At 60.2% G+C, this 12,080-nt stretch carries 9 protein-coding genes; 3 read left to right on the top strand and 6 right to left on the bottom strand.

The genetic code is table 11. The annotated features are described in order from the left end of the window. Positions 1–164 precede the first annotated feature (164 nt). Positions 165–1,637: a betaine-aldehyde dehydrogenase gene (betB, locus tag ACIGDJ_RS18995; RefSeq protein ID WP_397504591.1), complete on the bottom strand. Its 1,473-nt coding sequence runs from the start codon at positions 1,635–1,637 to the stop codon at positions 165–167. A gap of 88 nt (positions 1,638–1,725) precedes the next feature. Continuing rightward, positions 1,726–2,319, bottom strand: a complete 594-nt coding sequence (betI, locus tag ACIGDJ_RS19000; protein WP_101161080.1) for a transcriptional regulator BetI — start codon at positions 2,317–2,319, stop codon at positions 1,726–1,728. A 427-nt stretch (positions 2,320–2,746) separates the two neighbouring features. On the opposite strand from betI, the gene betT reads away from it, so the two are divergent. Beyond that, positions 2,747–4,744, top strand: coding sequence for a choline BCCT transporter BetT (gene betT, locus ACIGDJ_RS19005; RefSeq protein ID WP_101161077.1), 1,998 nt, complete (start codon positions 2,747–2,749; stop codon positions 4,742–4,744). Between the two features lie 174 nt (positions 4,745–4,918). Here the strand turns inward: betT and choV are convergent, their stop codons facing one another. From choV to ACIGDJ_RS19020, 3 genes are all read right to left on the bottom strand, one after another. Further along, a complete protein-coding gene (gene choV / locus ACIGDJ_RS19010; RefSeq protein WP_034153601.1) occupies positions 4,919–6,097 on the bottom strand; it encodes a choline ABC transporter ATP-binding protein in 1,179 nt (392 codons plus the stop codon). After that, the gene (choW, locus tag ACIGDJ_RS19015; protein WP_397478618.1) at positions 6,094–6,939 is read right to left on the bottom strand and encodes a choline ABC transporter permease subunit; all 846 of its coding nucleotides are present in this window, start codon (positions 6,937–6,939) and stop codon (positions 6,094–6,096) included. Before choW ends, choV begins: the two co-directional genes overlap by 4 nt. Positions 6,940–7,016: 77 nt before the next feature. Next, positions 7,017–7,964, bottom strand: coding sequence for a choline ABC transporter substrate-binding protein (locus ACIGDJ_RS19020; protein WP_016772806.1), 948 nt, complete (start codon positions 7,962–7,964; stop codon positions 7,017–7,019). A gap of 435 nt (positions 7,965–8,399) precedes the next feature. Here ACIGDJ_RS19020 and ACIGDJ_RS19025 point away from each other — a divergent pair, with 435 nt between their 5' ends. Next, positions 8,400–9,776, top strand: a complete 1,377-nt coding sequence (locus ACIGDJ_RS19025; RefSeq protein ID WP_397478617.1) for an L-serine ammonia-lyase — start codon at positions 8,400–8,402, stop codon at positions 9,774–9,776. A gap of 549 nt (positions 9,777–10,325) precedes the next feature. After that, a complete protein-coding gene (locus tag ACIGDJ_RS19030; RefSeq protein WP_312999553.1) occupies positions 10,326–11,429 on the top strand; it encodes a GlxA family transcriptional regulator in 1,104 nt (367 codons plus the stop codon). An 88-nt stretch (positions 11,430–11,517) separates the two neighbouring features. Here the strand turns inward: ACIGDJ_RS19030 and ACIGDJ_RS19035 are convergent, their stop codons facing one another. Then, complete coding sequence (locus ACIGDJ_RS19035) at positions 11,518–11,781, bottom strand: hypothetical protein (RefSeq protein WP_008083190.1); 264 nt, start codon at positions 11,779–11,781, stop codon at positions 11,518–11,520. Positions 11,782–12,080: the final 299 nt, after the last annotated feature.

Below are 12,080 nucleotides of genomic sequence, written 5' to 3' on the forward strand. Positions count from 1 at the left end.
TTTGATAGTGGTCAGGTCTGACCTCGGCGAGTGCTGCGCACTCGAATCGCTGGCAAGCCAGCTCCCACAAGGATTGGGGGCTGCCACAGATTGATGGACTACCCCGAACCTGTGGGAGCTGGCTTGCCAGCGAAGAGGCCTTCGCGGGCAACGCAAATCTCGGGTTAGAACACCGAGACGTAATCGCCCAGCTCGACCTGTACCGATTTGATGCGGGTGAAGTTGTTCAGCGAGCTGATGCCGTTCTCACGGCCAACGCCCGACTGCTTGTAACCGCCCACCGGCATTTTCGCGTCGGACTCGCCCCAGGCGTTGATCCAGCAGATGCCGGCTTCCAGCTGATGAATTACGCGGTGCGCGCGATTCAGGTCGCGGGTGACGATACCGGCGGCCAGGCCGAAGTCGGTGTCGTTGGCGCGGCGGATCACTTCTTCTTCGGTTTCGTAGGAGAGGATCGCCATGACCGGGCCGAAGATTTCTTCGCGGACAATGGTCATGTCGTCGGTGCAATCGGTGAACACGGTCGGTGCCACGAACGCGCCTTTGGCGAATTCGCCGTCGGTCAGACGACCGCCGCCGCACAGGACGCGTGCGCCTTGTTCCTTACCTTTTTCGATGTAAGCCAGCACGCTTTCCATGTGGGCGTAGCTGACCAGCGGGCCGAAGTTGGTGTTTTCGTCTTCCGGGTTGCCGACGCGAATACGCGCAACGCGCTCAACGATCTTGGCTTCGAACGCGGCTTTCAGGTGCGCGGGTACGAATACGCGGGTGCCGTTGGTGCAGACCTGACCGGAGCTGTAGAAGTTGGCCATCATCGCGGTGTCGGCGGCGCGATCCAGGTCAGCATCGTCGCAGATGATCAGTGGCGACTTGCCGCCCAGTTCCATGGTCACGTCCTTGAGCGACGAAGCCGAGGCGCTGGCCATGACTTTCTTGCCAGTGTCGGTGCCGCCAGTGAAGGAGATTTTCTCGATGCGCGGGTGCTCGGTCAGCCAGGTGCCGACTTCACGGCCGCTGCCGGTCAGTACGTTGAAGACGCCGTTTGGCACGCCGGCTTCGGTGTAGATCTCGGCCAGTTTCAGGGTAGTCAGCGAAGTGACTTCGCTTGGCTTGAAGATCATCGCGTTGCCGGCCGCCAGGGCTGGAGCGGATTTCCACAGGGCGATCTGGATCGGGTAGTTCCATGCGCCGATACCGGCGACCACGCCCAGCGGCTCGCGACGGGTGTAAACGAACGAGGTGTCACGCAGCGGGATCTGCTCGCCTTCGATGGCGGGCACCAGGCCTGCGTAGTATTCCAGCACGTCGGCGCCGGTGACGATGTCGACGTACTTGGTTTCGGAGAAGGATTTGCCGGTGTCCAGGGTTTCCAGCGCGGCCAGTTCGTCGTTGCGCTCGCGCAGGATGTCGACGGCGCGACGCAGGATGCGCGAACGCTCCATGGCGGTCATCGCGGCCCAGATTTTCTGGCCCTTTTCGGCGCTGACCACGGCGCGCTCGACGTCGTCTTTGGTCGCACGTTGCACCAGTGCGAGGACTTCACCGTTCGCCGGGTTGATGGCTTCGAAGGTGGCGTCGCTGCCGGCGTCGGTGTACGCGCCATCGATGTAGAGTTTTTGCAGTTCGAAACGGGCCATAGTGTCCTCGCAAGTGCATTGGTGGTTGGCGTTGACCACCGCGATCACGCTGCGGTGGAGTTCAGGGGCCGAGCATTTTCTGTGTGCTCTAGCTCACCTTCTTGGCCAATTGGAAATCCATGTATTCGTAAGCGATCTGTTGCGCCTGCGCCGTGTCGAAAGCGTCTCCCGACAGCGCGCCGCGCAACCACAAGCCGTCAATCAACGCTGCCAGACCTCGCGCGGCATTGCGCGCTTCTTCGAGCGGCAACACCCGACGGAACTCGCAGCACAGGTTGGAATACAGACGGTGATCGTTGATCCGCTGCAACCTGTGCAAAGACGGCTGGTGCATGCTGGTGGCCCAGAAGGCCAGCCAGGTTTTCATTGCCGGGCCATTGACCTGGCTGGCGTCGAAGTTGCCTTCGATGATCACCTGCAGATGCGCCCGTGGGCTGTCATCTGCCAGCGCCTGACGGCGCGCGGTGACGTTCTCGCTGAGGACGCTCATCAGGTACCGCATCGTGGCGGCGATCAGGCCGTTCTTGTCCTGAAAGTAATGACTGATGATGCCATTCGAGACACCGGCCAAACGGGCGATCAGCGCAATGCTGGCGTCCCCCATTCCGACCTGATCGACCGCTTGCAACGTGGCTTCGATCAGTTGTTGACGGCGGATGGGTTGCATACCGACCTTGGGCATCTTGCACATCTCCTTAGGCCTTCCGAGGGGCGAATGACGCCGATCGGATTGAGGGCCAGTCTATTTTGTTTTGATTGAACGTTCAATCAACAAAGAATAAGATCTGCGACAATTCGTCGCTGCCTACAGCTTTTTCCTACGTGTAATGACGATAAAAACCGACACCTGAAACGGCTCGAAACCTGCGCGGGGCATGGCGCGGTTCGCGATTCGATGGACGTGTTGAAAGGGCAAGACGCTCGGGACCAGGTTTCGGATGAACGTCCGCACACCGGGGCCACGAAAGCGATCAGCGCGCCATTTCGGCAGGTTCGGGCTTTTTTCGGAGTGTCTTTATATCACCCGCCGGTCGGCTGCCAACTAACCGATTGGTCGGGTTCCGTGATGCCTTGTGTTCTTCTCTCGCACTGCCTGGAGCATTTGTGCCATGAGTTCTGCCTCGCTAATAAAGACCCCGCCCGAGAAGGTGACGGTCAACGGTTGGGTGTTCTACACCTCGACCGCGTTGATTCTGTTGTTGACCGCCATTCTGATCATCGCCCCGCAAGAGGCCGGCAGAGTGTTGGGGATGGCTCAGGCCTGGTTGTCGCGCAGCTTCGGCTGGTACTACATGGTGGTGATCGCCGCGTACCTGGTGTTCGTGGTCGGTCTGGCGTTTTCCTCGTACGGCAAACTCAAACTGGGCAGCAAGGACGACACCCCGGATTTCAGTTACGGCGCCTGGGCGGGGATGCTGTTCTCGTCTGGCATCGGCATTTCGCTGTTGTACTTCGGCGCGTCCGAGCCGCTGGATCACTACTTCAATCCGCCGGAAGGCACGTCGGCCAGCAATCTGGCCGCGCGGCAGGCCGTGCAATTGACTTTTCTGCACTGGGGCCTGCATGGCTGGGCAATCTACGCACTGGTCGGTCTGGCCGTTGCTTACTTTGCTTATCGGCATAACCAGCCGTTGGCGTTGCGTTCGGCGCTGTATCCGCTGGTCGGCGAGCGTTGGGTCAAAGGCGCGGCCGGGCATGCGGTTGACGGCTTCGGCATGTTCGTGACGCTGCTGGGGCTGGTGACCAACCTGGGCATCGGTTCGCTGCAAGTATCGTCGGGGCTGGAAAACCTGTTCGGCATGGAGCACAGCAACACCAACCTGCTGATCGTGATTATCGTCATGAGCACCGTGGCGACCATCGCTGCTGTGTCCGGCGTGGAAAACGGCATCCGGCGTCTGTCCAACCTGAACATCGTGCTGTTCAGCGGCTTGCTGATCTTCGTCCTGCTGTTCGGCCCGACGCTGCACTTGCTCAATGGTTTTGTGCAGAACATCGGTGATTACCTGAACGGCGTGGTGCTGAAGACGTTCGACCTGTACGTCTATGAAGGCGACAACGCCAAGTCCGATCGCTGGCTGGGCCTGTGGACGCTGTTCTACTGGGCGTGGTGGATTTCCTGGGCGCCATTCGTGGGCATGTTCATCGCGCGGATTTCCCGTGGTCGCACCGTGCGTGAACTGGTTGCCGGCGTGCTGTTGATTCCGCTGGGCTTCACTTTGGCGTGGCTGTCGATCTTCGGCAACTCGGCGCTGGATCTGGTGATGAACCACGGCGCGGTGGAGCTGGGCAAGACGGCACTGGAACAGCCGTCGATGGCGATTTATCAATTGCTTGAGCACTACCCTGCGTCGAAAGTCGTCATCGGTGTGTCGATCTTCGTTGGCTTCGTGCTGTTCCTGACCCCGGCCGACTCCGGCGCGGTGATGATGGCGAATCTTTCGTGCAAGGGCGGTAACGTCGATGAAGATGCGCCGCACTGGCTGCGGATTTTCTGGTCGGTAGTGATCACGCTGGTGACCATCGGCCTGCTGTTCGCCGGCAACTTCGAAGCCATGCAGACCATGGTGGTGCTGGCCGGCCTGCCGTTCTCGGTGGTGCTGATCTGCTTCATGTTCGGCCTGCACAAGGCGATGCGTCAGGACGTGCAGATCGAGCAGGAGCAGGCGCAACTGGCCGAGCGCGGACGTCGCGGTTTCAGCGAGCGCTTGACGCAACTGGATCTGCAACCGAGCCAATCGGTGGTTCAGCGTTTCATGGACAAGCACGTCACCCCGGCGCTGGAAGACGCCGCCGCGCAATTGCGCAATCAGGGCATTGAAGTGCAGACGCTGCTGGGCAAGGCCAAACGTTGCATGGGCGTGCGGGTCGAGATGGGAGAGGGCAACCCTTTCGTTTACGAAGTCAGCCTGGACGGTTATCTGGCGACCCCGACCGAATCGGCGCAGTCCGATGAAGCGCGGCAGCGTTATTACCGGGCTGAGGTGTATCTGCACAACGGCAGTCAGGATTACGACTTGATGGGCTTTACGCCGGAGCAGATTACCCGGGATGTGCTGGATCAGTTCGAGAGCCATCGGCAGTTGCTGGGTCGGGTTTATAGCTAAACACCGAGCGCGGTGTTTCTCCGGAGACACCGCATTGTTCCTTTAAAAGATCGCAGCCTTCGGCAGCTCCTTCATGGATCGCATTATCCTGTAGGAGCTGCCGAAGGCTGCGATCTTTTGATCTTCAAACAAAAACGCCGCGATCGTCTCGCGGCGTTTTTGCTTCTGCGCTTGTTACCCCAGATTCTTGCCCAACAACGCGTGATACAACTCGCTGTCGCCCAGAATCCCCACCACATGATTGTCATCGTGCAGCACCAGCTTGTTGCCGGTCTGATAACGAATCTGCAGTGCGTCGCGCATGCCGATGTTCGAGTCCACCAGCGTCGGCTTGCGCTCCAGGCCTTCCACCGCTTGCCCCGGTGCCCAGTTCTGCAGGTTCAGCACCGAACCGTTCTGCCGTGCGCCTTTGATGGTATTGCCTTCGGCCAGGTCCAGCCACGAATCGCCGCCCGGGTCCAGGCATACCGAGCCGTTGATGCGTTTGCACTTGTCCAGTGTGCGCATCAGGCTGCGGCCGCAGAGCACGTTGAGCGGGTTGGTATGCGCAACGAAGGTGCGCACATAGTCGTCTGCCGGGTTGAGGACGATCTCTTCCGGCACGCTGTACTGAATGATTCGGCCGTCCTTCATGATCGCGATGCGGCTGCCCAATTTGAGCGCTTCATCGAGGTCGTGGCTCACAAACACGATGGTCTTGCTCAGCTTGCGTTGCAGCTCCAGCAATTCGTCCTGCAGGCCTTGGCGGATCAGCGGGTCAAGCGCCGAAAACGGTTCGTCCATCAGCAGAATGTCGGCATCCATGGCCAGCGCGCGGGCGAGGCCAACGCGCTGCTGCATGCCGCCGGAGAGTTCATCAGGCTTCTTGTTGCGCCATTGGGTCAGGCCGACCAGTTCGAGTTTCTCGTCGACCAGTTTCTTGCGTTCCTTCTCCGGTCGGCCCTGCATTTCCAGACCGAAACTGATGTTCTCGCGCACTGTCAGCCAGGGCATCAGGGCGAACTTCTGGAACACCATGGCAATGCGCTTGGTGCGCATCATCTTCAGCTCGGCGGGCGTGCAGGACGCGATGTCGATCTGGCGGTTTTCATGCTCGACGAACAGCTTGCCGCGGCTCACGGTATTGAGGCCGTTGATGCAGCGCAGCAGGCTCGACTTGCCCGAGCCGGACAGGCCCATCAGCACGCAGATCTCGCCTTTGTTGATGTCCAGCGTGGCTTTCTCCACGCCGACGATCTGGCCGGTCTTCTTCAGGATCTCGTTGCGGGTCATGCCCTGATCGAGCAGCTTGAGTGCCTCGCGCGGGTCCTTGGAGAAGATTACGTCGACGTCTTCGAAGCGAATTATGCTCATGCGTCACCCCCTACTTTGGCGTCGGGTTGTTTGCAGATACGGTCGAGCATGATCGCCAGCAGTACGATTGCCAGACCTGCTTCGAAGCCCAGCGCAATATCAGCAGTGTTCAGTGCGTTGACCACCGGTTTGCCGAGTCCGTCGGCGCCGACCAGTGCCGCGATCACCACCATCGACAGCGACAGCATGATGCACTGGGTGATGCCGGCCGCGATGCTTGGCATGGCGTGCGGCAGTTCGATCCTTGAGAGCAATTGGCGACGCGAGCAGCCGAAGGCCTTGCCGGCGTCCATCAGTTCTTGCGGGACATCGCGGATGCCCAGGTAGGTCAGGCGGATCGGCGCCGCGATGGCGAAGACCACCGTGGAGATCAGGCCCGGTACCACACCCAGCCCGAAGAGGGTCAGGGTAGGAATGAGGTAAACGAAGGTCGGTACGGTCTGCATCAGATCGAGCACCGGCCGCATCATGGTGTAGAACATCGGTTTGTGCGCGGCGACGATACCCAGCGGCACGCCGATCAACACGCAGACCAGGGTGGCGAACAGCACCTGGGCGAGGGTTTCCATGGTTTCCTGCCAGTACCCCAGGTTGAGGATCAGCAGGAACGAGGCGACCACGAACGCGGTCAGGCCCCACTTGCGTTGAATCAGATGGGCAAGGATTGCAATCAGGCCAATCAAGACCAGTGGGTTGAACCAGGTCAGCGCAAACGTCACGCCGTGGATCATCGTTTCCAGTGTCACGGCGATTGCGTCGAAGGTGTTGGCGCCGTGTTGCGTCAACCAATCGACGAAGCCCGCGATGTACTGGCCTAAAGGTATTTTCTGATCAATCAGCATGGTAGTGAACGTCCGCATGCAAGGAAATTAACAGCCCGGGCAGGCACGCCTGCCCGGCATAAGCGATGCTCGTCAAATCAAGGCGCGAGCTTGGCTTTCACGGCCTCCAGGCCTGGTTTACCGTCAATGGTGGTCACGCCAGCGAGCCAGGTATCGAGCACCTGTGGATTCTTTTTCAGCCAGGCCTTGGCGGCCGCGTCAGGCTTCATCTTGTCGTCGAGGATGTTGCCCATCAGTTCACTTTCCATGTCGACGGTGAACTCCAGGTTTTTCAACAGCTGACCAACGTTGCTGCATTCTTCGGCGTAACCCTTGCGGGTGTTGGTCGCCACGGTGGCCGCACCGAAATCGGGGCCGAAGAAATCGTCGCCGCCGGTCAGGTATTGAATCTTGAAACGCTTGTTCATCGGGTGCGGAGCCCAGCCGAGGAAGACCACGGCGGTGTCGCGCTTCTGCGCCCGGTCGACTTGCGAGAGCATGCCGGCCTCGGAGGATTCGACGATCTTGAAGCCTGCGGTCTTCAGGCCGAAGGCGTCCTTGTCGATCATGCTCTGGATCAGCCGGTTGCCGTCGTTGCCCGGCTCGATGCCGTAGATCTTGCCGTCGAGCTCTTTCTTGAATTTGGCGATGTCGGCGAAGTCATGCAGACCTTTGTCGTACAGGGCTTGCGGCACGGCGAGGGTGTACTTGGCGCCCTTGAGGTTGGTGCGCACGGTGTCGACAGTGCCGGCATCGCGATACGGCTTGATGTCGTTCTCCATGGTCGGCATCCAGTTACCGAGAAACACGTCCATGTTCTTGCCGTCGGCCAGCGACTTGTAGGTCACGGGCACGGAGATCATGGTGGTTTTGGTCTTGTAGCCGAGGGCGTTGAGAACAACGGAGGTGGTGGCGGTGGTCGCGGTGATGTCGGTCCAGCCGACATCGGAGAAGTTAACGAGGCTGCACTGGGCCGGTTCTGCGGCTTGCGCCAGTAACGGCAGACTCAGCAGGGCGGCCAACAACAACGACGGGGAACCTTTCATGGATGGACTCCTTGGTGTTTTTTTTGGCAGTGTTCCGACTGTGGACCACCGCACTTATGGGTTGCGGTTGGTGGCGTTCTGAAGACAGCTCTACCGCAGCGCCTTGCAATCGAGTCATCCCGATCATGTACCAGTGAAAATCTGACGCCTACAGGGAGGGTCGTATCCAGTACAGGGATGGTCGCTTCCAGTGTCGGTGACGTCGCTTACAGCTTTTTTCCGCCCTCGATGGCCTTCTGATCTGCATAAAAACGGCGCATTTGCGGGGCTAAACCGTAACGACGCTGCTGGACATGAGTGCGTCGGTGTCAGACGCCGTGCGCGCCGACAAAAGCCCGATGATGCCGGCATTCGGCGGATCGCAGCTTGAGCGTAGCAGCTCCGCCAGCGGGCGCTTTGGCCGCCCGGTCCGGTATTCTCAGGAGCTCTGCAGCAATGGCTATCAGCGTTTTCGACCTGTTCAAAATCGGCATCGGCCCTTCCAGTTCCCACACCGTCGGGCCGATGCGCGCCGCCGCAATGTTCGTCGAGTCGCTGCGCGGCAAGCATCAGCTGGAGCAGGTGCGCCGGATCGAGGTGCAGTTGTTCGGTTCGCTGTCGGCCACCGGCATCGGTCACGGCAGCGATAACGCGGTGATCATGGGCCTGATGGGCGAATGGCCGGACGCCATTGACCCGGCGCAGATCGGCCCGCGCATTCAGGCGCTGCGTGAAACCGACACGCTTCTATTGGATGGCAGCCTAGCGGTGCCGTTTGTCTGGGCGCGCGACATGCGCCTGATCGATGAAAACCTGCCGTTCCATCCCAATGCCATGACGCTGATTGCCGAAGGCGAGTCCGGTGAGCTGCACCGTGACACCTACTATTCGGTCGGCGGCGGCTTTGTCGTGGACGAGGCGCAAGCGGCCAGCGGTGTAGTCGACCTCGACCGCACCGAATTGCCCTACGACTTCTCCAGCGCGGTCGAGCTGCTGCAGTTGTGCAAAACGCACAACCTGCGCGTCGCCGAACTGATGATGGCCAACGAAAGGGTCTGGCGCAGCGAAGAAGAAATCCGCGCCGGGCTGATGAAGCTGTGGCGGGCGATGCAGGATTGCGTCGAACAAGGCTTGAAGCACGAAGGCATTCTGCCTGGTGGCCTGAACGTGCGCCGGCGCGCGGCGAAGTTGCACCGCAGCCTGCAGGAACTGAACAAACCCAATGTCATCGGCTCGACTCTGAGCGCCATGGAGTGGGTCAACCTGTTCGCCCTCGCCGTGAATGAAGAAAACGCCGCCGGCGGGCGCATGGTTACCGCGCCGACCAACGGCGCGGCGGGGATCATTCCGGCGGTGTTGCACTACTTTATGAAATTCAGCGAGGCAGTGACCGACGCCAACGTCGTCGATTATTTCCTCGGCGCGGCGGCGGTCGGGATTCTGTGCAAGAAGAACGCATCGATCTCTGGCGCGGAAGTCGGATGCCAGGGCGAGGTCGGTTCGGCCTGCGCCATGGCGGCGGCGGGGTTGGCAGAGATTCTCGGCGCTACCCCCGAGCAGCTGTGCAACGCAGCGGAAATCGGCCTGGAGCACAACCTCGGCCTGACTTGCGACCCGGTCGGTGGCTTGGTGCAAGTGCCGTGCATCGAGCGCAATGCGATTGCGGCGGTGAAGGCTATCAATGCGGCGCAGATGGCCCTGCGCGGCGATGGCCAGCACTTCATTTCCCTGGACCGGGTGATCCGCACCATGCGTGATACCGGCGCGGATATGCATGACAAATATAAAGAGACCTCGCGGGGCGGGTTGGCGGTCAGTGCGGTTGAGTGCTGAGTCAGCAGCACCGAGTTGAATGCTTCGCGAGCAAGCCCGCTCTCACATTTGAACCCTGGGGTTCACACATTTTGTGTTCACTGGAGATCTACTGTGGGAGCGAGCCTGCTCGCGAAGGGGCCAGACCAGTCAAAACTGCTCACCAAACGATCACCGAAATTCAACCGCGCCACCTTTTGGCGCGTCGCAATCAGATAAGAGTGGTTGTCAGTCGTGACCGATGAGTCGCTACCAGACCGTTCATCGACCGTGCTTGCGGTGACACTCTTTGCAAAACCGCTCCAGCCCTGTTCCCACAAGTGCTACCGATCTGCTCACGGAGCGCGGAGCAGGGCGTTCTCGACGCTTGATGGCACTTCGAAATGCCCTGTTCGCAGGTCTCGAATAGACACGTCGCGAGGTCGTTTTCAGGAGTTATTGAATGGCCATCCAACTTTAGGCATGGCAATTGCTCTGTCATAACAAAGCCTGCTTCCCTTGTGAGAACGCCGGCAATAACAAGAGCCTCCGCCTGAGGCCACCACCCGCTTTGTGTGAGGAGATACCGCGATGACGACGTTCAACTCCGGGGCCCAACCCCAGAACCGTGCGCCTCAATCCATCGGCTTTCTGCTGCTGGACAATTTCACGCTGATTTCCCTGGCGTCCGCCGTTGAGCCGCTGCGCATGGCCAACCAGTTGTCCGGTCGCGAGCTGTATCGCTGGAGCACCCTCACCGTTGACGGCGGCCAGGTCTGGGCCAGTGACGGGCTGCAGATCACCCCCGACGCCTCCATGCACAAAGCCCCGCCACTGGACATTGTTATCGTCTGCGGCGGGGTCGGCATTCAACGCACCGTGACCCGTGAACATGTGTCCTGGCTGCAAAGCCAGGCGCGCCAGTCCAAGCGGCTTGGCGCGGTGTGTACCGGTAGCTGGGCGCTGGCCTGCGCCGGCCTGCTCGACGGCTTCGATTGCAGCGTGCACTGGGAATGTCTGGCGGCGATGCAGGAAGCGTTTCCGCGAGTGGCCATGAGCACACGCCTGTTCACCCTCGACCGTAACCGTTTCACCAGCTCCGGCGGCACCGCGCCGCTGGACATGATGCTGCACCTGATCAGCCGTGATCATGGCCGCGAATTGTCGGCAGCAATCTCGGAAATGTTCGTCTATGAACGCATCCGCAATGAACAGGATCACCAGCGCGTGCCGCTCAAGCACATGCTCGGCACCAACCAGCCGAAGCTGCAGGAAATCGTCGCGCTGATGGAAGCCAATCTGGAAGAGCCGATCGACCTCGATGAACTGGCGGTGTATGTCGCGGTGTCGCGTCGACAGCTGGAGCGGCTGTTCCAGAAATATCTGCACTGCTCGCCGTCGCGTTATTACCTGAAGCTGCGGCTGATCCGCGCCCGGCAACTGCTCAAGCAGACGCCGATGTCGATCATCGAAGTGGCGTCGGTGTGCGGTTTCGTTTCTACGCCGCATTTCTCCAAGTGCTACCGCGAATATTTCGGCATTCCGCCGCGTGACGAGCGCGTCGGCTCCAACACCACCCAGCAAGTGGCAATGCTGCCACTGCCGCAGGCCATCGTGATGTCACCGCTGTCGGGGCCGATGTCGGCGTTGAGTCAGGCGCGTAATGAGTCGACGTTTGCCAGCGTAAGGCTATAAACCGAGTCATCGTTCTTCGCGAGCAAGCCGCTCCCACACTGGAATGCATTTCAAATGTGGGAGCGGGCTTGCTCGCGAAGAGTACCTGTCAGGCGCTATGACTTTGCTGATAGTCCGCGAGTGCCGGCAACAACTGCTTGTCGATCGCCTGACGCACCGCCGGCTGAATGCTCGCGCCACTGGTGTACATGTCCTTGACCATCTTGCGCAGTTCAAAGGCGCGCACGTTGTCCAGCCCGCGCACCGCACACTCGCAGGCCTGCTCGGCGGTGGTACCGCTCGGCACCTGAATACCCAAGGCCTTGAGCTGGCCCAACAGATCTTCCTGGTCAATCAAATCGGCGTACATCATCACGCAAATCCTTCTGTGGCAACGGAGGTCTTGGCTCGATTCTGGTGGCCCCGACCGGACGCGGCAAGGGCGTTTTGTCGCGGTGGCCGGGACGACTATGAACAGGTCGTTTTCGGCTAATCGACTGGCTTGGCGAGTAGGCACACTGGCTCCAGCTCGCTTCACGAAGGTTTGGTCACCCTCGCCTGGCAGCTCCTCAACAGTACCCTCCTCAGCTCCGATCCTGTCACGGCTTGATCGGAGTTTTTTTTGCCTGTGAATCAGGGGGCGGGATGTTGATCGAGCTGACGCCATCGCTG

The sequence above is a fragment of the Pseudomonas sp. NPDC079367 genome (genome assembly GCF_044542195.1).
Lineage (GTDB): Bacteria > Pseudomonadota > Gammaproteobacteria > Pseudomonadales > Pseudomonadaceae > Aquipseudomonas.

Bases quoted from the DNA above. Each gene is read 5' to 3' on its own strand.
- betB (WP_397504591.1), bottom strand. From the start codon at position 1,637: ATGGCCCGTTTCGAACTGCAAAAACTCTACATCGATGGCGCGTACACC.
- betI (WP_101161080.1), bottom strand. From the start codon at position 2,319: ATGCCCAAGGTCGGTATGCAACCCATCCGCCGTCAACAACTGATCGAA.
- betT (WP_101161077.1), top strand. From the start codon at position 2,747: ATGAGTTCTGCCTCGCTAATAAAGACCCCGCCCGAGAAGGTGACGGTC.
- choV (WP_034153601.1), bottom strand. From the start codon at position 6,097: ATGAGCATAATTCGCTTCGAAGACGTCGACGTAATCTTCTCCAAGGAC.
- choW (WP_397478618.1), bottom strand. From the start codon at position 6,939: ATGCTGATTGATCAGAAAATACCTTTAGGCCAGTACATCGCGGGCTTC.
- ACIGDJ_RS19020 (WP_016772806.1), bottom strand. From the start codon at position 7,964: ATGAAAGGTTCCCCGTCGTTGTTGTTGGCCGCCCTGCTGAGTCTGCCG.
- ACIGDJ_RS19025 (WP_397478617.1), top strand. From the start codon at position 8,400: ATGGCTATCAGCGTTTTCGACCTGTTCAAAATCGGCATCGGCCCTTCC.
- ACIGDJ_RS19030 (WP_312999553.1), top strand. From the start codon at position 10,326: ATGACGACGTTCAACTCCGGGGCCCAACCCCAGAACCGTGCGCCTCAA.
- ACIGDJ_RS19035 (WP_008083190.1), bottom strand. From the start codon at position 11,781: ATGATGTACGCCGATTTGATTGACCAGGAAGATCTGTTGGGCCAGCTC.